Annotated in this window: 18 protein-coding genes; 9 read left to right on the top strand and 9 right to left on the bottom strand. The window is 59.9% G+C overall.

Features of this window, described 5'->3' with window-relative positions:
- Positions 1-135 precede the first annotated feature (135 nt).
- The 3 genes from M2397_RS08145 (at position 136) to ahpF (ending at position 3,461) form a co-directional block, all read left to right on the top strand.
- A complete protein-coding gene (locus tag M2397_RS08145) occupies positions 136-1,068 on the top strand; it encodes a site-specific integrase (RefSeq protein WP_131696221.1) in 933 nt (310 codons plus the stop codon).
- A gap of 133 nt (positions 1,069-1,201) precedes the next feature.
- Positions 1,202-1,765 (top strand): alkyl hydroperoxide reductase subunit C, encoded by a 564-nt coding sequence (gene ahpC, locus M2397_RS08140; protein ID WP_003173835.1) that lies wholly within the window; start codon positions 1,202-1,204, stop codon positions 1,763-1,765.
- Between the two features lie 130 nt (positions 1,766-1,895).
- Positions 1,896-3,461 (top strand): alkyl hydroperoxide reductase subunit F, encoded by a 1,566-nt coding sequence (ahpF, locus tag M2397_RS08135; RefSeq protein WP_259242615.1) that lies wholly within the window; start codon positions 1,896-1,898, stop codon positions 3,459-3,461.
- A 64-nt stretch (positions 3,462-3,525) separates the two neighbouring features.
- Here ahpF and gloA read toward each other — a convergent pair whose 3' ends face one another.
- On the bottom strand, positions 3,526-4,047 hold the full coding sequence (gloA, locus tag M2397_RS08130) for a lactoylglutathione lyase (RefSeq protein WP_053129696.1): 522 nt from the start codon (positions 4,045-4,047) through the stop codon (positions 3,526-3,528).
- A gap of 199 nt (positions 4,048-4,246) precedes the next feature.
- Here gloA and M2397_RS08125 point away from each other — a divergent pair, with 199 nt between their 5' ends.
- Positions 4,247-4,783 (top strand): DUF4946 domain-containing protein, encoded by a 537-nt coding sequence (locus M2397_RS08125; protein ID WP_167656291.1) that lies wholly within the window; start codon positions 4,247-4,249, stop codon positions 4,781-4,783.
- A 110-nt stretch (positions 4,784-4,893) separates the two neighbouring features.
- Here M2397_RS08125 and M2397_RS08120 read toward each other — a convergent pair whose 3' ends face one another.
- The 3 genes from M2397_RS08120 to M2397_RS08110 form a co-directional block, all read right to left on the bottom strand.
- A complete protein-coding gene (locus tag M2397_RS08120) occupies positions 4,894-5,259 on the bottom strand; it encodes a histone-like nucleoid-structuring protein, MvaT/MvaU family (protein WP_027606583.1) in 366 nt (121 codons plus the stop codon).
- Between the two features lie 198 nt (positions 5,260-5,457).
- The gene (locus M2397_RS08115; RefSeq protein ID WP_259242614.1) at positions 5,458-6,999 is read right to left on the bottom strand and encodes an EAL domain-containing protein; all 1,542 of its coding nucleotides are present in this window, start codon (positions 6,997-6,999) and stop codon (positions 5,458-5,460) included.
- A 27-nt stretch (positions 7,000-7,026) separates the two neighbouring features.
- The gene (locus M2397_RS08110) at positions 7,027-7,953 is read right to left on the bottom strand and encodes a LysR family transcriptional regulator (RefSeq protein ID WP_259242613.1); all 927 of its coding nucleotides are present in this window, start codon (positions 7,951-7,953) and stop codon (positions 7,027-7,029) included.
- A gap of 78 nt (positions 7,954-8,031) precedes the next feature.
- Between M2397_RS08110 and M2397_RS08105 the strand changes: the two genes are divergently transcribed.
- Positions 8,032-8,955, top strand: a complete 924-nt coding sequence (locus tag M2397_RS08105) for a DMT family transporter (protein WP_167656293.1) — start codon at positions 8,032-8,034, stop codon at positions 8,953-8,955.
- Between the two features lie 246 nt (positions 8,956-9,201).
- The gene (gene hppD / locus M2397_RS08100; RefSeq protein ID WP_027606579.1) at positions 9,202-10,278 is read left to right on the top strand and encodes a 4-hydroxyphenylpyruvate dioxygenase; all 1,077 of its coding nucleotides are present in this window, start codon (positions 9,202-9,204) and stop codon (positions 10,276-10,278) included.
- A gap of 56 nt (positions 10,279-10,334) precedes the next feature.
- On the opposite strand, the gene rarD is transcribed toward hppD, so the two are convergent.
- The 4 genes from rarD to M2397_RS08080 all read right to left on the bottom strand — a co-directional run bounded on the left by rarD (position 10,335) and on the right by M2397_RS08080 (position 14,566).
- Positions 10,335-11,216 carry an EamA family transporter RarD gene (gene rarD / locus M2397_RS08095; RefSeq protein WP_131696228.1) on the bottom strand — a complete coding sequence of 294 codons (882 nt, stop codon included), beginning with the start codon at positions 11,214-11,216 and terminating at the stop codon, positions 10,335-10,337.
- A gap of 248 nt (positions 11,217-11,464) precedes the next feature.
- Positions 11,465-12,475 carry an aldo/keto reductase gene (locus M2397_RS08090; protein ID WP_131696229.1) on the bottom strand — a complete coding sequence of 337 codons (1,011 nt, stop codon included), beginning with the start codon at positions 12,473-12,475 and terminating at the stop codon, positions 11,465-11,467.
- 193 nt (positions 12,476-12,668) lie between these two features.
- Entirely contained in the window at positions 12,669-13,535 is an 867-nt protein-coding gene (locus M2397_RS08085; protein WP_259242611.1) for a hypothetical protein, read from the bottom strand.
- 119 nt (positions 13,536-13,654) lie between these two features.
- A complete protein-coding gene (locus M2397_RS08080; RefSeq protein ID WP_259242610.1) occupies positions 13,655-14,566 on the bottom strand; it encodes a LysR family transcriptional regulator in 912 nt (303 codons plus the stop codon).
- Positions 14,567-14,667: 101 nt separating this feature from the next.
- Here M2397_RS08080 and M2397_RS08075 point away from each other — a divergent pair, with 101 nt between their 5' ends.
- The gene (locus M2397_RS08075) at positions 14,668-15,372 is read left to right on the top strand and encodes an SDR family oxidoreductase (RefSeq protein WP_259242609.1); all 705 of its coding nucleotides are present in this window, start codon (positions 14,668-14,670) and stop codon (positions 15,370-15,372) included.
- Between the two features lie 64 nt (positions 15,373-15,436).
- Here M2397_RS08075 and M2397_RS08070 read toward each other — a convergent pair whose 3' ends face one another.
- Positions 15,437-16,747 carry an MFS transporter gene (locus M2397_RS08070; RefSeq protein WP_259242608.1) on the bottom strand — a complete coding sequence of 437 codons (1,311 nt, stop codon included), beginning with the start codon at positions 16,745-16,747 and terminating at the stop codon, positions 15,437-15,439.
- A 173-nt stretch (positions 16,748-16,920) separates the two neighbouring features.
- Between M2397_RS08070 and M2397_RS08065 the strand changes: the two genes are divergently transcribed.
- Both M2397_RS08065 and M2397_RS08060 read left to right on the top strand, forming a co-directional pair.
- Positions 16,921-18,027 (top strand): sugar diacid recognition domain-containing protein, encoded by a 1,107-nt coding sequence (locus M2397_RS08065; protein ID WP_259242607.1) that lies wholly within the window; start codon positions 16,921-16,923, stop codon positions 18,025-18,027.
- 91 nt (positions 18,028-18,118) lie between these two features.
- The gene (locus M2397_RS08060) at positions 18,119-19,258 is read left to right on the top strand and encodes a glycerate kinase (protein WP_259242606.1); all 1,140 of its coding nucleotides are present in this window, start codon (positions 18,119-18,121) and stop codon (positions 19,256-19,258) included.
- The last annotated feature ends 13 nt before the right edge of the window (positions 19,259-19,271 follow it).

The raw sequence follows: 19,271 nt of genomic DNA, 5'->3' as shown, positions 1-19,271 counted from the left end.
ATGTAGATACATACCATATCACGAATAAAAATCCGTTTAAATTCATGATTTAACAGATGGGATATTGGCGTATTATCCCGTGTCATTGGCGTCTGGAACGCTTATATGTCTGCCAGCAGTACGAATAGGCCTCCCATGAGCGATCTGGATCGTTACCTCAACGCCGCCACCCGCGATAACACGCGCCGCAGCTATCGCGCGGCCATCGAACACTTCGAAGTCAGTTGGGGCGGATTTCTGCCCGCTACCAGCGACAGCGTGGCGCGTTATCTGGTGGCGCATGCGGGTGTGCTGGCGGTCAACACCCTGAAGCTGCGGCTCTCGGCACTGGCGCAATGGCATACCAGCCAGGGCTTTCCCGACCCGACGAAAGCGCCGGTGGTGCGCAAGGTGCTCAAGGGGATTCGCGCCGTGCACCCGGCGCAGGAGAAGCAGGCCGAGCCATTGCAGCTCAGGCATCTGGAGCAGGTAGTGGCCTCCCTTGAGGCTGAAGCGCGAGAGGCCAGTGAGGCGCAGGATCCACCGCGATTGCTGCGCGCCAAGCGTGACACTGCGCTCATCCTGCTGGGCTTCTGGCGCGGTTTTCGTAGCGATGAGTTGTGCCGATTAAGTATCGAACACGTGCAGGCCACACCCGGTGCCGGCATCAGCCTGTATCTGCCGCGCAGCAAAAGTGACCGCGACAACCTCGGCAAGACCTATCACACCCCGGCGTTGCTGCGCCTATGTCCGGTGCAGGCCTACAGCGAATGGCTCAGCGCGTCGGCCCTGGTGCGCGGTCCGGTATTCCGGGGCATCGACCGCTGGGGAAATCTGGGGGAGGAGGGCTTGCACCCCAACAGCGTGATCCCGCTGCTGCGCCAGGCGCTTGAGCGTGCGGGCATCGCCGCCGAGCAATACACCAGCCACTCGTTGCGCCGGGGGTTTGCCACCTGGGCCCATCGCAGCGGCTGGGACTTGAAGTCGCTGATGAGTTACGTCGGCTGGAGCGACATGAAATCCGCCATGCGCTATGTTGAAGCAACGCCCTTTCTCGGCATGACATTGGCCACTCAACCGCTGCTTTGAGATTTCTTCTATTAATACCGTCACCTGATAGGGAAAACCAATCGTCAGCATCAGGTTTGCCAATGAGCCATCCGCCGAGAGAGTGGGTAGGATTCACTTCATCAACTTCTTAACCCCTGACGGAGAGTCAACGATGCCTATCATCAACAGCCAAGTAAAACCGTTCAAAGCGACTGCATACAAAAACGGCAACTTCGTAGATGTGACCGACGCTGACCTGAAAGGCAAATGGTCGGTAGTGTTCTTCTACCCAGCCGACTTCACCTTCGTTTGCCCAACCGAGCTGGAAGACCTGGCTGACAACTACGCCGAATTCCAGAAACTGGGCGTCGAAATCTACAGCGTTTCCACCGACACCCACTTTGCCCACGCTGCCTGGCACAACACTTCGCCAGCCATCGGTAAAATCCAGTACACCATGATCGGCGACCCGACCCTGACCATCTCCCGCAACTTCGACGTACTGATCGAAGAAGCTGGCCTCGCTGACCGCGGTACCTTCGTGATCAACCCGGAAGGTCAGATCAAGATCGTTGAACTGAACGACGGCGGTGTTGGCCGTGACGCTTCCGAGCTGCTGCGCAAAATCAAGGCCGCTCAATACGTAGCTGCCCACCCAGGCGAAGTGTGCCCAGCCAAGTGGAAAGAAGGCGAGGCTACTCTGGCTCCGTCCCTGGACCTGGTCGGCAAGATCTAAGTCTGTGAAGACGTCTCAAGGGCGGAACTCCGCACTTAAGTAAGCTGCATCCGCCCTCAAAACGCCCGGGCGAGAGTCGCTCGGGCGTTTTTTTGTCTGCAATAAACCGAATTAATAGGAAATCGCCCGTATGTTGGACGCCAATCTTAAAGCTCAGTTGAAGTCATACCTGGAACGGGTCACCCAGCCGATCGAGATCGTCGCCTCCCTCGACGACGGCGCGAAATCCCAGGAAATGCTTGCCCTTTTGCAGGACGTAACCAGCCTCACCACGCTGATTACCCTGAAGACCGATGGCGATGATGCACGTAAGCCATCGTTCTCCATCAACCGCCCGGGTGCCGATATCAGCCTGCGTTTCGCCGGCATCCCCATGGGCCATGAATTCACTTCGTTGGTGCTGGCCCTGCTGCAAGTCGGTGGCCACCCGTCGAAGGCCAGTATCGAAGTGATCGAACAGATCCGCGCCCTTAAAGGCGAGTTCAGCTTCGAGACGTACTTCTCGCTGTCCTGCCAGAACTGCCCGGACGTGGTCCAGGCGCTGAACCTGATGGCCGTGCTCAACCCGAACATCCGCCACGTCGCCATCGACGGCGCGCTGTTCCAGGCTGAAGTCGACGAACGTCAGATCATGGCAGTGCCGAGCGTTTACTTGAATGGCGTGAACTTCGGCCAGGGCCGCATGGGCCTGGAGGAAATCCTCGCCAAGCTCGACACCAGCGGCATTGAAAAAGCCGCCGAGAAAATCAGCGCCAAAGATGCCTTTGATGTGCTTGTCGTCGGCGGTGGCCCGGCCGGTTCCGCAGCGGCCATCTACGCCGCACGTAAAGGTATTCGCACCGGTGTTGCCGCCGAACGCTTTGGCGGCCAGGTGCTGGACACCATGTCCATCGAGAACTTTATCTCGGTACAGGAAACCGAAGGGCCGAAACTGGCCAGCGCCTTGGAAGCCCACGTACGCCAGTACGACGTGGACATCATGAACCTGCAGCGCGCCAGCAGCCTGAGCCCAGCGAAAAACGCCGGTGACTTGCATGAAATTCGCTTTGAAAGCGGCGCGACCCTCAAGTCCAAGACCGTGATCCTGGCCACCGGCGCCCGCTGGCGCGAAATGGGTGTACCGGGCGAGCAGGAATACAAGGCCAAGGGCGTGTGCTTCTGCCCGCACTGCGATGGTCCGTTGTTCAAGGGCAAGCGTGTGGCGGTAATCGGCGGCGGTAACTCCGGCGTTGAAGCGGCCATCGACCTGGCCGGTATCGTCAGCCATGTGACCTTGCTGGAGTTCGACAGCAAGTTGCGCGCCGACGCGGTATTGCAGCGCAAGTTGTACAGCCTGCCTAACGTTGATGTGATCACCAGCGCGCTGACCAGTGAAGTCAAAGGCGACGGCCAGAAGGTCACCGGCCTGGCCTACAAGGACCGCGATACTGGCGAGTTCAAGACCATCGACCTGGAAGGCATCTTTGTACAGATCGGCTTGCTGCCCAACACCGACTGGCTTAAAGGCACTGTGGAATTGACCCCGCGTGGCGAGATCATTGTCGATGCCCGTGGCGAGACTTCACTGCCAGGGGTATTCGCTGCCGGTGACGTGACGACCGTGCCGTACAAGCAGATCGTGATTGCGGTAGGCGAGGGCGCCAAGGCTTCCCTGAGTGCTTTCGATCACTTGATCCGGACCTCCGCTCCGGCGTAAGTCCAGGCCCGGAAACGAAAAACCCCATGAGTGATCATGGGGTTTTTTGTTGTGTGTTAGAAACTTACAGCGGCGCTGGCTGAATAATCTCAACCCAGTACGCATCCGGGTCCTTGATGAACGCCAGGCTTTTCATGCGGCCATCGGTCAGGCGTTTCTGGAAATCGCAGCCCAATGCTTCGAAGCGTTCACACGCAGCGACAATATCGGGCACCGAGATGCAGATATGACCAAAACCACGCGGATCGGTGTTGCCGTTGTGATAGGCGAAGTCGGCATCGTTTTCGGTGCCGTGGTTGTGGGTCAGTTCCAGGATGCCTGGAATTGACTTCATCCATTGGGTGCGCGCGGCGGCGTCGGCCGGGATCTGGGATTTGTCCACCAGGGCCAGGAAGTACAGGCTGAATTCGGCTTCCGGGAAGTCGCGCTTTTCAACCAGGGAAAAACCCAGGACACGGGTGTAGAAGTCCAGGGACTTGGTGATGTCCTTGACCCGCAGCATGGTGTGGTTGAACACGAAGTTCGAGGTGGCGGTGTCAGGTTGGGCGGTGACGCCCGGGAAGGTGTTCAGTTCGTGCAGGCTCATGGGCCCTCCAGAAAAAAATGGGGCAAACGCGGCTCCAGGTGAGAGGAGCGTTCCCTTGGCTTGCAGCTGGCGTCCGTGCAGCCGGACCATGATACGCAAGGCCCGCCTGCCGCGCCAAATGAAAAAGCACGCGTAGGTCTTGCGACCAGCCGGTGGCGGGGCTCACACTTTGTCGCTTGAACCTTGGGTGTCTTTTGCAATGATCGAATGTCGTTTACCGCTGTTGAGCGCTCTGTGTTTGCTGTTGTCCAGTCCTTGGGTATGGGCGGGCGAGCCGGAAATTCATTGGCCCAGCGGCTGGCAGGTCGAGGAGGTGGTACCCGACGGCGACGCGCCAGCCACGCCGCAGCCGGTTTCGCGGCAGCGTGCGATCAAGAACGATGAAAATGGCAACACAGTGATGGTGATGGAGTTGACGGGGACGCCGATCGAGGCTGGGCATAACGTTAACCTTCAGGGCGTATTGCTGGAGATGCGCAAGTCCATCCAGAAAGATTTTGCCCAAGGCGGCTACCAAAGTGTGTGCAGCAAGATGCACTCGACAACACTGAGTCGTCTTGAGGCCGTAGAAACTACGTGTGTGATTACTGAGAATGGACGGCACGTGCTTTCACAAACATTGGTAGGCGCGGTTGATACCGATAAAGCGTATGTTTTTTCATACGCGGGTCAAGCCGACGCTTACCAAGCAAGCAAGGATGAAGTCAGTTCGGTGCGCGCTGGCCTCAAACTTTAAGTGCGTTTCACCCGTCATTCTGAACAAAGTGAAATGTTATTTAAGTTCGGTTTCGAACCCTTGAATAAAAAAGCCCCGCATGTGCGGGGCTCTTTGTTAGTACGTGGTGATCAGCCGCGAAGCCAGGAATCTACAGTGGCGGCGCCATACTGTTCTTTCCAGGCTTTGAGGCCGCGGTGGTTACCGCCCTTGGTTTCGATCAGTTCGCCAGTGTGCGGATTGTGGTAAACCTTGACTACGCGCGCACGGCGCTGTTTTGGTGCGCTGGCGGCGGCAGCGCTGGTCTTGCCCGGGTTTGGATCAAGGATCAGGATGATGTCGCGCAGGCCTTTGCCGTAGGTTTTCATCAGTCCTTGAAGCTTTTCTTCGAATTCGATTTCTTTCTTCAGTCCGGCGTCGTTCTTCAGGGACTCCAGCTGGGCAAGCTGCTCTTGAAGGGCTTTTTCTGCTGCGCGAAATTCGGCGAGTCTGGACAAAATCTGTACTCCAATAGTGTATTTGGCTGATGTCAACTACAGACAAAGCTATAAGCCAATAGCGTTAAGGCGACTCACAGAAGAAGTCGTCCTGCGAGTTCTGCACAGGCAAGAAAAATTGTAGTAGTTAATCCGCCACGAGTAAATCATGTCTTTTGTCTTATTAACATTATTTCAACGCCGCTAGTGCATGGCTATTCAATGGCTGACTAGGTTTTTAATGAATTCATCGCTGGGTAATGGCTTTCCAAACAGATAGCCCTGGAGAAAATGCACACCATGAGCGGCCAGGTATTCGCACTGCTCGGCGGTCTCTACACCTTCTGCAACGATGCCCAGGTCCAGCTTGCCGGATAATTCGATGATGCTGTCCAGAATATGCCGCGATAGTGCATCGGCACCGATCATGGCGACAAAACTCTGGTCGATCTTCAGATAGTCCACATTGAAGTTGCGCAAATAACCCAGGCTGGAATGGCCGGTACCAAAGTCATCGATGGCAATCATCACGCCCAGTTGATGCAGGGCGTCGAACAGTCGACGGGTAGTATCCGTGGGCTCGATCAACTCGCGCTCGGTCAACTCCAGCACCAAGGTCACCTGGCCTGGCGTGAAGGCGGCGAGAAATTCACGGCAGTCCTCTACCAGTGCAAGGTCGTGGCAATGGCGCGCGGTGATATTCACGCCGATATGGAAACCCGGGCTGAACCGCGTCGCATGGGGCGCCAGTTGGGCAGCGGTCTGGCGCAGCAGGGCACGGGTCATCGGCACAATCAGGCCAGAATGTTCGGCCAGCGGGATAAACAGATCGGGTCGGACCAGACCTTCCTTGGGGTGCTGCCAGCGCATCAGCACTTCGCAGCCGGCCCATTCGCGGGTGTCGCCGCGCACCACCGGCTGGAAGTACGGGATGAACTCGTTGGCCCCCAGCGCCCGCTGCAGCTCATGGGTAGGCGCCGAGGAACGCTTTTGCAGCCAGTGCGCAAGCAGGCCCGCGAATACGCCAAAGAACACTACCAGGCTGAACAGCGCGGGGTAACGTGCCTGCATATAGCGCCACACTTCACCGGCCGGCATGCCGGCGTCGACGCTGTAGTGATAGCGCTCGGATGCCAGGTGATGATGGGCTACGGCAAATACCGGGACTGCGGTGTCGTGCACGTTGCCATCGGCGCCGAGCCAGTGAGGCCCGACTTGCAGCACAAGCTGCGCATAGCGGCTGATCAGGCGCAGGGCGTTGGTCAGGTGATAGCCGTCGATTGAGGCAAACGCGGCTTTGTCCCCGTCGACCAATCGGTAGACCAGCAACGCGGTATCCGGTGTAACCGGGTTGCCGTTCATCAACCACAGGCGGCCATCGACATAGTCATCCGGGTTCACCGGTGACTCGTAGTGACTGCCGAACAGGGAGCTGCAATAGATATTTTTTTGCCAGGACAAGGTCGTCGCCCGCACGAACGGCCGGCGCGTGACCTGTTCACGCAGCGCCAGTTGCACGCCACTGTCACACGGCTGTCCGGCCAGTGGCAGCAAGGCCTGGGCGGCGAGGGCGGTATTGTCGAGCATCAGGTCGAATTGACGTACGGCCTCCTGGGCGGTTTGCGCCGTGCTTTGTTCAAGGGTGCGTTCAGCTTGCCAATACAGGATGGTCACACCCAGCAGGATCGGCAGCACCCCCGACAACACGCTGATCGAATAGCGGGTGAAGAGCTTTCGCGGGCCTTTGACGGTGAGGGGCATGGGTTCAGGCCTGTTGCGCAGGAGGCTTTACCGGCAGGCCGGCGGGGAATGTTTCGATGATAGATGGCCCGCTTGGACTTCGCTCGCCCTGCCAAGGCTTTGCGCAATCTCGATAAAGGCCAGGGTGGCCGGTGACGACTGCCGCCGATCCAGTACCGCCAGGCCAATCTGGCGCGGCACGCGGGGCGAAAGCGGTCGTTTCACATAGCGCGGATCAAGTGCCTGTGGCAGCGATGCTTCGGCGACGATGCTCAGGCCGTCCCCACGGCTGACCGCTTCCAGGGTGCTCAGCAGTTGCGCGCAGCGGTAGCGCACCTTTGGCCGCAGTTGGCCGACGTCGAACAGGCGGGTGACCAACTCCGAGGAGCCGGCTTCCGTCAGGATAAAGGCATCGTCACACAGGTCCTGCAGGGCCAGCGTGTCCCGCGCAGCCAATGGATGATCTGCCGGCAGCAGCGCCACCATCTGGTCCTCGAACAAGGCAAAGGTGTCGAAGCGCTCCTGTTCCAGCACCACAAAGCCCACATCGATCCGTCGCTCATCCAGCCACTGCAGCACCTGGCGGTCGGACCCTTCGTCCACATGCACCTCAATCCCCGGATGGGCGCTGCGAAACTGGCTGAGGATGGCTGGCAACAGGCGAATCGACGCGGTCGGCCCGAATGAGCCGATGCGCAACGTACCGCGCCGCATGCCACGGGCATCGGCCGCCTCTTGTTGCAGGGTGTTGGCCAAGCCGAGCATGGCACGGGCACGCCCGAGTAATTGCTGGCCGATGTCACTCGGTTCTACCAGCGATTGGTGGCGCCGAAACAGCTCCACACCCAGTTCCTGCTCCAGGGCCTTGATGGCATGGGACACCGCCGATTGGCTGATGCCCAAGCGGTGGGCGGCACTGGTAAAACCTTGGAGCTCGGCGACCAGTGAGAAAATTTCCAATTGGGTCAGTGTCATGAGTGAAAGCTCATTTTACGATGATCGGTTATTAGCTGAAGAATACGCGAATTCTTCCGTACCTTGAGCTCATCCCTCATGCGACTCGCCTCCGATCACCTGACTTATTGCAAACTCGCCGCCGTCACCATGATCTGGGGCGGCACCTTTGTCGCCGGGCGCTTCCTGGCCGACCACCTCAATCCGCTGCTGGCCGCCAGCCTGCGTTTTATCCTCGCCAGTCTGGCGTTGTTGCTGTTCATGGCCTGCGCGCGTATTCCTCTGTTGCGTCCCAATCTTCGGCAGTTTGCGCAACTGGCGGTGCTGGGATTCTTCGGGATTTTTTTCTACAACCTGTGCTTCTTCTATGGGTTGCAGTACATCAATGCGTCGCGGGCTTCGTTGATCGTGGCGTTGAACCCGGCGGTGATCGGCTTGGCGAGCTGGCTGTTATTCAAGGAGCGGCTGAGTCGGATCAAGCTGCTGGGTATCCTGTTGTGCCTGGTCGGTGCCGGGACGGTCATTGTCAGCCGTAACCCGCAGTTGTTGCAGGCCACCGCCGATGCCTGGATCGGCGATTTACTGATCCTTGGCTGTGTGGCGGGGTGGGGCGTTTATTCGCTGTGTGCCCGTGGGCTCAACCAAAGCCTGGGGCCATTGCAGACGGTCACCTGGTCGGTGCTGCTGGGTACGTTGATGTTGACCACCACCGCGTTTGTCACCGCAAGCGTCAGCGTAGAAGCGCTTGGTTGCTTGCCGATAACCCATTGGCTCAGCCTGGCCTACCTCGGCGTTTTGGGCTCGGCGCTGGCATATATCGGTTACTACGACGGTATCCGGCGCATCGGCGCGACGCGCGCCGGCGTATTTATCGCACTTAACCCACTGACGGCGGTGATCTGCGGCGCACTGCTGCTGGGGGAACAACTGACGGCGCCCATGCTGGCGGGCGGGGCCGTCATCCTGTTGGGCATCTACTTGTGCAACAAACCCCTTGCACAGGCCAGGGCAATGGGGATTTGATAAGAGTACGGACAAATACGGTTACGCTGTGTAGAATCGATTTACGCATACAAGAATATGGACTTGCGCTCACGCAAGCCTCGGCCGTCAGAGACTGATGTAACCATGAAGCTACTCGGCTCCCCCCTCATTTTTGGTGACTTCCTCGCCCGCAGTGTGCGAGGCCTTTCCTGCGCGCCCCCCTCCGACCTCATCCTTGCTCGCACATAACCACTTGCTACCCACAAGAATGATGAGGCACCGGCCATGACCGACCACTACGAAAACCCAATGGGCCTGATGGGCTTTGAATTTATCGAATTCGCATCGCCGACCCCCGGCACCCTGGAGCCGATCTTCGAGATCATGGGCTTCACCAAAGTCGCGAACCATCGCTCCAAGAACGTCCAACTGTTCCGCCAGGGCGAGATCAACCTGATCCTTAACAATGAGCCCAACAGCATCGCCTCCTATTTCGCCGCCGAGCACGGCCCGTCGGTGTGCGGCATGGCGTTCCGCGTCAAGGATTCGCAAAAAGCCTACAACCGCGCGCTGGAACTGGGGGCTCAGCCCATCCATATCGAAACCGGCCCGATGGAGCTGAACCTGCCGGCCATCAAGGGCATCGGCGGCGCGCCGCTGTACCTGATCGACCGTTTTGGTGAGGGCAGCTCGATCTATGACATCGACTTCGTCTACCTCGACGGCGTCGAGCGTAACCCGCAAGGCGCCGGCCTCAAGGTCATCGACCACCTGACCCACAATGTGTATCGCGGGCGCATGGCCTACTGGGCCGGCTTCTACGAGAAACTGTTCAACTTCCGCGAAGCGCGCTACTTCGATATCAAAGGCGAATACACCGGCCTGACGTCCAAGGCCATGAGCGCCCCGGACGGCATGATCCGCATCCCCCTGAACGAAGAGTCGTCCAAGGGCGCCGGGCAGATCGAAGAGTTCCTGATGCAGTTCAATGGCGAGGGCATCCAGCACGTGGCGTTCCTCACCGACGACCTGGTCAAGACCTGGGACGCACTCAAGAAGATCGGCATGCGCTTCATGACTGCGCCGCCGGATACCTACTACGAAATGCTCGAAGGCCGCCTGCCGAACCACGGCGAACCGGTGGATCAACTGCAAGCACGTGGCATCCTGCTGGACGGCTCGTCAATCGAAGGCGACAAGCGCCTGTTGCTGCAGATCTTCTCGGAAACCCTGATGGGCCCGGTGTTCTTCGAGTTCATCCAGCGCAAGGGCGATGATGGGTTTGGCGAGGGCAACTTCAAGGCGCTGTTCGAGTCCATCGAGCGGGACCAGGTACGTCGTGGCGTGTTGACCGCCGACTGAGCATGAAAAAAGCCCGACCGAGGGACGCCTCGGTCGGGCTTTTTGTTGTTTGGCATTCAGGCTCGGCGCTGACGCACCAAATGTTTGAACCCTTCGAACACCAGTACCATGACTGCGATCCAGATCGGGATGTAGGTCAACCATTCGCCTGCCTTGATGCCTTCACCCAACAGCAGCGCCACTACCAGCAACAGCACCGGCTCGACATAACTGAGCAGTCCGAACAGGCTGAATGCAAGCAACCGACTGGCAATGATATAGCTCACCAGCGCCGAGGCACTGATCAGGCCCAGTACCGGGATCAACCCGTACAGCCTGGGGTGGGCATCCATCACCGCGAAGCCCTGTTCGCCGCTTTGCACAAACCACCAGGCCACCGGCAACATCAGCGCCATGTCCAGCCACAGTCCGCCCAGGTGGTCGGTCTTGAGGTATTTGCGCGCGATGAAGTACAGCGGGTAACCGATGATCACCACCAGCGTCGCCCAGGAAAACCCGCCGGCCTGGAACAACTCGTTAAGTACCCCGAGGCTGGCAAAAAACACCGCGATCTTTTGCAGGTATGAAAGCTGTTCGCCCCATACCAGGCGTCCGGTGAGCACCATGCTCAGCGGCAGCAGGAAGTAACCTACCGACACATCCAGGCTGCGCCCGTTCAGCGGTGCCCACATGAACAACCACAACTGCACGCCCAGCAAGGCCGACGACAGCACCACACCGCCGATCAGCCGAGGCTTGGCCGCGAGCACTTGCAGCAACTCCCACACCCGCCGCCATTCGCCACTGACGATCATGAATACCGTCATGCACGGCACGGTCAGCAACATGCGCCAGCCGAAAATTTCCAGGCCGCTCAATGGCGTCAGCAATGACGTGAAGTAGTACATCACGGCAAACAACACCGAGGCCGACACCGATAACACAACTCCTTTAGACACGCTGTCCTCGCGAAAACCGATTTCAAAAAAAAGGGGAATTTCAAGAGGGGATTATGGTGCTTTTGAGTCGAGAGGGTTGCGCTGTTTTGGGGCGTTTTTCAGGAAAATTTCTCGTTACCGCTGTCTGGGTCGGCTTGGTAGGGTCAGTCGGGTTGTTGTTGTTGTTGTTGTTGTTGTTGTTGTTGCGAGCGGTGCAAGCCCGCTCGCAACAGTAAGCCCGCTCTACAACCGCAGCCCGGTCACTCAGCCTACGCGCGCGCCACTCGGCCCGAGACAAAATGACCCACATCATTGAACCCCGGCGTGGAGGAATGCCCCGGAGTCACCAGCGAGTCGATAAAAGCCTCATCCTCAGCCGTGATCTTCACGTCCAGCGCGCCGGTGTAGGCATCCCACTGCGCCTCGGTGCGCGGCCCTACGATCGCCGAGCTCACCGCCGCGTTGTTCAGCACCCAGGCTATCGCAAACTCGACAATGCCCACACCACGGCCCTGGGTGTATTGCTGGATCTGCTGGGCGATGCGCAGTGATTCCATGCGCCATTCGGTTTCCAGGATGCGCTTGTCCTGGCGGGCGGCACGGCTGCCGGCTTCGGGTGTGACGTCCGGCGCGTATTTGCCGCTGAGCACGCCACGCGCCAGTGGGCTGTAAGGTACGACCCCCAGGCCGTACGCGGCGGCGGCGGTGATCTGTTCGACTTCGGCCTGACGGTTGACGATGTTGTACAGCGGCTGGCTGATCACCGGCTTGTCCACGCCCAGGCGTTCGGCGACACGGATCACCTCGGCAATCCGCCAGCCGCGATAGTTGGACAGGCCCCAGTAACGGATCTTGCCCTGGCGGATCAGGTCGCCGATGGCCGATACCGTAACCTCCAGCGGGGTGTCGTGATCTTCGCGGTGCAGGTAGTAGATGTCGAGGTAGTCGGTATCGAGGCGGGTGAGGCTGGCTTCCAACGCGTTGAAGATGCGCTTGCGGCTCAGGCCACTGCGGTTGGGCAGGCCCTCCGTGGGGCCAATGGCGACTTTCGACGCCACCACCCAATCCTGACGATGGCGAGCGATGGCTTCGCCGACGATTTCCTCGGAGCGCCCGCCGGTGTACACGTCCGCCGTGTCGATAAAATTGACGCCCTGGTCCCAGGCCTTGTCGATGATGCGCAGCGAGTCCTCGGTGTTGGTCTGTTCGCCAAACATCATGGTGCCCAGAGTCAAGGCACTGACCTTCAAACCTGACTGGCCCAACGTGCGGTAAATCATGGTGCATTCCTCAAAAGCATTGACGAGTGCTATGCAATACCAGAGAGCAAGGCTCTAGAACAAGCTCAACGTCGGCGTATCGGCGTGCACGGACCCGCCTGCCCCCCCGCCGTGGCCATGTGCAACTGATAACGCCGCGGGTGATTCGGCGTTACCAGTTGAGAGCGGCGGGGGCTTACATCTTTGAACAAGATCAAGCGATATAGAAGGGCGTGCCTACGTCGAATCCACCGTCGAACTGAAATTCCACGCCTTCTCTCACAATAAAACTGCATTTCAATGTGCCTTTCGCGCGGCCTGTAGCGGGGAGTGAATCGAAATGCAGGTTTCCTCCCACTGCGGCATAGAGGCCGTAAGCGGGACGGGCGCTGCAGTTGACGAAAACCTCCGTGCTTTTTGGGGAGATGACATAGTCATGCTCGGTCAGGTTTTTTGTTATCTGGATGCTGACGATTTGGTTTGAGGGTGGAAAAGAGTCGATATCCCGCGAGCCAAAGACTTCCCAGCTGTCCGGGAAAAAGGGCGATTCGTGACTGATAATGCCAGCGGTCTTTGCTACAAAATCTTCATGTGAAGGAAACGGGCTATTACGGAATGTTCCATTGAAGGTATCTGTATAGAGCCTTGGGTAGGATATTCCCTTCAAGTGAAGCTCGCCGTCGGTAAGGTCTACATGCGCTTCGTTAAATTCCGCCGATAAATGGAAGGTTGCGTTCATTTCCTCATTTAGTACTGAAACGGTGATCTCCCCACTTACAATCCGATAGACGGAAATACCTGCTCCATAGGGTGCAAAGACAAAGCCGGTGACCTCGTCGGGGAAGCTGTAGATGTGCTTCTTGCCGTTCTCTTCAAGATCAGCCGGAAGCACCACGTTCAGCCCATAATAATTCTGGTGTGGGTCGCCGCTTTGCAATTCAACCCCACTGAAACGCCAGTGCTCTCCGGACTTGAAGATATGTTGTCTGTCGAGATTGGATACGAACGAATGGGTATGGCTGCCGGTAAACGCTGCGGTGAGGCTGCCCGTGCTCGCGGTTGGTTTAGCTTTAGTTGTCATCTCGATGTTCCTTGCGCAATGTGAAGGGGACTTCGGAATGGACATGCTAAATGCGATAGGTACGCTGAGATACTGTCATAAATGACAGGTTTAAAAAGCCACCTCTTAATAGCTGAAACTTAGGGCAGCGATGGCTGTAACAGGGCCTGGCAGCGCACTTGTAGAAACCGGTGCAGCACTTTCACCCGTTCCGACACTTGCAGGCGGTGGGGGCACATCAGGTTGAACGGGGTGGGTTCTCCCTGCCAGTCCGGCAACAGTTGCACCAGCCGTCCGGCCTTGAGGTCCCGAGCGATGTCGAGATTGGCCTTGTAGGCAATACCGTGGCCGGCGAGTGCCCAGCGCCGCACAATCTCGCCGTCATCGCTCAGGTAGTCGCCCGTCACCTCAACTTCCTGCAACGTCGTGCCCTGGCGAAAGTACCAGGTGCTGTTGGCCCGGCCCTGGCGCATGTACCGCAGCGTGTTGTGCTGCGCCAACTCCGCCGGAATGCGCGGCGTGCCGTGGCGCGCCAGGTAGTCGGGGCTGGCGCAGGGAATGCGTTGGTGGTCGGGGACCACCGGCAGCGCCACCAGGCTGGAGTCCCGTGGGACGCCGAAACGCAGGGCGATGTCGACGGTGTCGCGGAACAGGTCGGCATTGCTGTCGTTGAGCAGCAATTGCAGGCGGATGTTCGGGTGTTCCTGCTTGAACTCATCCAGCCAGCCCAGGACCACATTGCGGCCAAAATCCGAGGGCGCCGCCAACTGCAGCAGGCCGGTCAGGCCCTGGCTCTGCTGCTTGAGCGCTTGCTCGCCTTCGGCCAATGCGGCCAGCGCTTCGCGCACGCTGTCGAGGTAGCGGCGACCTTCTTCGGTCAGGCGCATGCTGCGGGTGGAGCGTGCCAGCAGGCGGGTGCCCAACCGGGTTTCCAGGCGCTTGAGGGCGATGCTGGCTGCTGCGGGGGTCAGGCCCAGCCCACGTGCGGCGGCGGACAGGCTGCCGGTGTCGGCGGTGCGTGCGAACACTTCAAGGTCGAGGATTGAGCTCATTTGTAAAAATCCTTTAAAGATCCTGTCGTTTTACCGGGATTTTTCGCTGATTGCCAAGCTGGGAAGATGAGCGCTCACTTTCTGACCCAGGACATTTCTTAATGACTTCTCCCCTCAACGGTAAAACGGTCATCGTCATCGGCGGCAGCAGCGGGATCGGCGCAGCCGTGGCCAAGGCCGCCGCTGCACGCGGTGCTCAGGTGGTGTTGGCGGGGCGACGTCTCTCGTCGGGCAGCCAAAACGGCCTGCGCAGCGAACCCGTGGACGTCACCGACGCCGCCTCCCTGCAGCGTTTGTTCGAAACCGTCGGGCGTTTTGACCATCTGGTGTACACCTCCGGCCCCTCGGTGCGGGCCAAGACCTTGATCGAAACCGATCTGGACGAGGCCCAGGCCAACTTCAACGTGAAACTCTGGGGCGCGTTGCGGGCGATCCAACAGGCGCTGCCTTTTCTTGATGAGCGCGGCAGCATCAGCCTGACCTCCGGGCAACTGGGGCGCAAATTGGCGCCGGGCCAGTTCATCAAAGTCGGTATCAACGCGGCCACTGAAGCCCTGGGCAAGCAGTTGGCCAAGGAGTTGGCACCGCGTCGCGTTAACGTGGTGAGTCCCGGTGTGATTGATACCCCTGCGTATGCGGGGTTGGCCGAGGACCAGCGCCTGGCGATGTTTGCCAAGGCGGGTGGCGCATTGCCGGTGGGGCGCGTAGGGCAGGCAGAGGAAGTGGCGGCGGGGTATGTGCTGGCCATGGAGAATGGCTACATGACCGGTGCTGTCATTGATATCGACGGCGGCGGGCTGCTGTAAACGCGGACTATATGTGGGAGGCGGCAAGTCGAATCGTCGCCCCGCCCCTCCCACATGGACCGTGTTATACCTTCAAGGTCCGCGTCATCCGCAACGCCAACACACTGCCCGCCACAATTACCGCCGCCAGCAGGTACAGCGCCACATCCGTGGAGCCGGTGGCGTCCTTCACAAAACCGACGATATACGGGCTGAGGAAGCCGGCCATCTGGCCCATGGAGTTGATCAGCGCCAGGCCACCGGCCGCTGCGCCCGCACTGAGCATGGCGGTCGGTACCGGCCAGAACATTGGCAGGCCGGTGAGGGCGCCCATGGTCGCGATGGTCAGGCCGAGGATGGCGATGGCTGGCGTGGTGGCGAAGTTCACGGCAATCACCAGGCCGATGGCGCCCATCAACATCGGCACGACAAGATGCCAGCGACGCTCCTTGCGCAAGTCCGCCGAGCGGCCCACCAGCAACATGAAGACGGCGGCCAGCAGGTATGGAATCGCGCTGAGCCAGCCGATCACCAGGTTATCGCTGAAGCCCAGGTTCTTGATGATCGACGGCAGCCAGAAGTTGATGGCGTACACACCGCTCTGGATGCAGAAGTAGATCAGGCCGAACGCCCAGATCGCCGGGTTCTTGAACACTTCGGCGAGTGAATCGGTGGTGGTTTTCGGCTTGTTGACCAGGTCGGTGGCCTGGTCGGCTTCCAGCACTGCGCGCTCGTGGGGCTTGAGCCACTTGGCGTGGGCAAAGCTGTCGCTGAGCAGGAAGTAGGCGAGGGCGCCGAGGATCACGGTTGGGATGCCTTGCAGCAGGAACATCCACTGCCAGCCCGCCAAGCCGCCTTGGCCGGCGGCGAAGTGGTTGAGGATCCAGCCGGAAAACGGGCTGCCGAGCAAACCGGACACCGGGATCGCCGACATGAACAGCGCCATGATCCGCCCACGGCGGAACGTCGGGAACCACTGCGAGAGGTACAGCACCACACCGGGGAAGAAGCCGGCTTCAGCCGCACCGGTAAACAGGCGCAAGGTGTAGAAATGCGTCGGCGTGGTGACGAACAGCAGGCAGGTGGACAGCGTGCCCCAGACGATCATCATCAACGCAATCCAGCGCCGTGGACCGAACCTGGTCAGCGCCAGGTTGCTCGGCACGCCACACAGCACGTAGCCGACAAAGAAGATCCCGGCACCCAGGCCGTAAACGGTTTCGCTGAATTTCAGCGCATCGAGCATCTGCAACTTGGCAAAGCCAACGTTGACCCGGTCGAGGTAGTTGAACAGATAGCAGATGAAAATGAAGGGGATCAAGCGCAGGGTAACGCGCTTGTAGATGGCGTTTTTATCGTCATCGGTGGCCAGTGTGACAGCGGCGCTCTGTGACATGGGAATCTCTCTTTATTATGATTTTGCGCGATGCGAGGGTAACGTCGATCGCCCAATGAGTCTCGGCCAGGTGGCGGGGTGCTGTCTTTGTGCTTGCGCACAGTGATGCATGCTTTGCGCTGTGCCGATGAACAAGCACGCTTTCAAGTACTTTCTTTCAAGGAGATGGCCGCATGTTCGAGCTGGATCATGACCTGGCGCAGGATATCGTCGATAGGACCATGGTGATCCTGCCCTACAACGTCAATGTCATGGACAGCCAAGGCCTGATCCTCGGTAGCGGCGAACCCGAGCGCATCAACACCCGCCACGAAGGAGCACAATTGGTGCTGGCCAATGGTCGCGTGGTCGAGATCGACGGCCAGACCGCCAAGCACCTCAAGGGCGTGCAGCCGGGCATCAACCTGCCGCTGATGCACGATCAGCGCCTGATTGGCGTACTGGGCATCACCGGCGAGCCCGAGCTGTTGCGCACTTATGCCGAACTGGTGCGCATGACCGCCGAAATGCTCGTCAGCCATCGTCACCAGCAAACCGAGCAGCAATGGCGACGCCAGCGTTGCGATGATCTGTTGGCGTTGCTCCTCGCCGACAGCGGCGACTCACCACGCCTGGTCGATGAAGCCCAGCAATTGGGCCTCAAGCCGCAGCTGGCGCGCACGCCGTACCTGTTCGAACTGGGGGCGGGCCAATCGGCGGAAGCATTGAACACCTGGCTGACCTCGCGCTATCCGGACAGTTGGTGCGTGAGCTCGGCGCAGTTCTCGCTGCTGTGGTGCCGACCGGCGGCACAGCAGGTGGACAATCCACGGCTGCTGGAAAAGCTCGAAGGCCTGGGCTGGAACATCCTTCGCGTGGCCGTCGGCGGGCAGGCGGATGGCCTGGCCGGATTGCGCCGTTGCTATCGTCGCGTCGGCGATTTACTGGCCTACGGTCGCGATGTGCTGCCGCAGTCGCGGCTCTTGACCCTCAACCGCTACCGCTTGCCGGTGATGCTCTGGCGTCATCGCAACGACGATGCCCTCGACGAACTGCTCAACCCATTGCGCAAGGTGCTGGCCAAGGACAGCAACGGCCAACTCCTGGCCACGCTGCGCAGTTGGTGCGAACACGACGGGCAAAGCCAGGCCTGTGCCGACGCCCTCGGCATTCACCGCAACAGCCTGCGCTACCGCATGGAGCGCATCGCCGAACTCAGCGGCGTCGACCCGCTGACCCTGGACGGCATGCTGGCACTGTACCTCGGCGTGCAGCTGTTGCCCCAGGCTTTGTCGGAATGAACAACAAACCTTACCCGTACTTGTGCATCGGACCGGCGTCATCGGCGGTGCCAACTGGCAGCATGGGCGTCATAAAAACCGGAGAAAGCCCATGAAAATCATCATCGCCCCCGACTCGTTCAAGGACAGCCTGAGTGCCGAGGGCGTCGCCCAGGCCATTGCCGCAGGGTTGGCGCAAGTCTGGCCGGATGCACAGGTGATCCAGTGCCCGATGGCGGACGGTGGTGAAGGCACGGTGGACTCGGTGCTCGCCGCCTGTAACGGCCAATTGCGCCGCCAGGCGGTGCGTGGCCCTCTGGGCGGGACGGTTGAAGCACGTTGGGGCTGGTTGGCCGACAGCCACACCGCGATCATCGAAATGGCCGAAGCCAGCGGCCTGCAATTGGTACCGCCAGGCCAGCGCGATGCGTGCACCAGCAGCACCTACGGCACCGGCGAGCTGATTCGCGCGGCCTTGGACCTGGGTGCCCAGCGCATCATTCTGGCGATTGGCGGCAGCGCTACCAACGACGGCGGTGCGGGTGCGATGCAAGCCCTGGGCGTGCAACTGTTCGACGCTGCGGAACAGGCCTTGCCTCCCGGAGGCCTGGCCTTGTCACGACTGGCGCATATCAACCTGGAAAAACTCGATCCGCGCCTGACCCAGGTACGCTTTGAAATCGCCGCCGATGTGAACAACCCGTTGTGCGGCCCCCACGGCGCCTCGGCGATATTCGGCCCGCAAAAAGGTGCCAACCCTGAGCAGGTGCAACAACTGGACGCTGCCCTTGGCCACTTTGCCGATCACTGCGCCAACGTCCTGCCCAAGGACGTGCGCGACGAACCCGGCAGCGGCGCCGCTGGCGGCCTGGGTTTTGCCGCCAAGGCGTTCCTCGGTGCGCAGTTCCGCGCGGGCGTGGACGTCGTCGCCGAACTGGTAGGACTTGACGAAGCCGTACGCGGCGCCGACCTGGTCATCACCGGCGAAGGCCGCTTCGACGCCCAGACCCTGCGCGGCAAGACCCCCTTCGGCGTGGCCCGTATCGCCCGGCAACACGGCGTTCCGGTGATCGTCATCGCCGGCACCCTGGGCGACGGCTACGAGCAGATGTACGCCCATGGCGTGGATGCGGCGTTTGCCTTGCCAAACGGCCCGATGAGCCTGGAGCAGGCCTGCAGCGAGGCCCCGCGTTTGCTGAGCGAGCGCGCGGCGGATATCGCGCGGGTGTGGCGAGTGGCGGCCAAGCGCTGACGCATCACGCCGA

It is taken from the genome of Pseudomonas sp. BIGb0381 (genome assembly GCF_024809815.1).
In the GTDB taxonomy this organism is placed as follows: domain Bacteria; phylum Pseudomonadota; class Gammaproteobacteria; order Pseudomonadales; family Pseudomonadaceae; genus Aquipseudomonas.
The sequence above is the reverse complement of the archived record's forward strand: the minus strand, read 5'-3'. Positions and strand labels throughout refer to the sequence as shown.

Coding starts and splice junctions, on each gene's coding strand:
- M2397_RS08145 (WP_131696221.1), top strand. CDS start 136: ATGAGCGATCTGGATCGTTACCTCAACGCCGCCACCCGCGATAACACG.
- ahpC (WP_003173835.1), top strand. CDS start 1,202: ATGCCTATCATCAACAGCCAAGTAAAACCGTTCAAAGCGACTGCATAC.
- ahpF (WP_259242615.1), top strand. CDS start 1,896: ATGTTGGACGCCAATCTTAAAGCTCAGTTGAAGTCATACCTGGAACGG.
- gloA (WP_053129696.1), bottom strand. CDS start 4,047: ATGAGCCTGCACGAACTGAACACCTTCCCGGGCGTCACCGCCCAACCT.
- M2397_RS08125 (WP_167656291.1), top strand. CDS start 4,247: ATGATCGAATGTCGTTTACCGCTGTTGAGCGCTCTGTGTTTGCTGTTG.
- M2397_RS08115 (WP_259242614.1), bottom strand. CDS start 6,999: ATGCCCCTCACCGTCAAAGGCCCGCGAAAGCTCTTCACCCGCTATTCG.
- M2397_RS08110 (WP_259242613.1), bottom strand. CDS start 7,953: ATGACACTGACCCAATTGGAAATTTTCTCACTGGTCGCCGAGCTCCAA.
- M2397_RS08105 (WP_167656293.1), top strand. CDS start 8,032: ATGCGACTCGCCTCCGATCACCTGACTTATTGCAAACTCGCCGCCGTC.
- hppD (WP_027606579.1), top strand. CDS start 9,202: ATGACCGACCACTACGAAAACCCAATGGGCCTGATGGGCTTTGAATTT.
- M2397_RS08090 (WP_131696229.1), bottom strand. CDS start 12,475: ATGATTTACCGCACGTTGGGCCAGTCAGGTTTGAAGGTCAGTGCCTTG.
- M2397_RS08085 (WP_259242611.1), bottom strand. CDS start 13,535: ATGACAACTAAAGCTAAACCAACCGCGAGCACGGGCAGCCTCACCGCA.
- M2397_RS08080 (WP_259242610.1), bottom strand. CDS start 14,566: ATGAGCTCAATCCTCGACCTTGAAGTGTTCGCACGCACCGCCGACACC.
- M2397_RS08075 (WP_259242609.1), top strand. CDS start 14,668: ATGACTTCTCCCCTCAACGGTAAAACGGTCATCGTCATCGGCGGCAGC.
- M2397_RS08070 (WP_259242608.1), bottom strand. CDS start 16,747: ATGTCACAGAGCGCCGCTGTCACACTGGCCACCGATGACGATAAAAAC.
- M2397_RS08065 (WP_259242607.1), top strand. CDS start 16,921: ATGTTCGAGCTGGATCATGACCTGGCGCAGGATATCGTCGATAGGACC.
- M2397_RS08060 (WP_259242606.1), top strand. CDS start 18,119: ATGAAAATCATCATCGCCCCCGACTCGTTCAAGGACAGCCTGAGTGCC.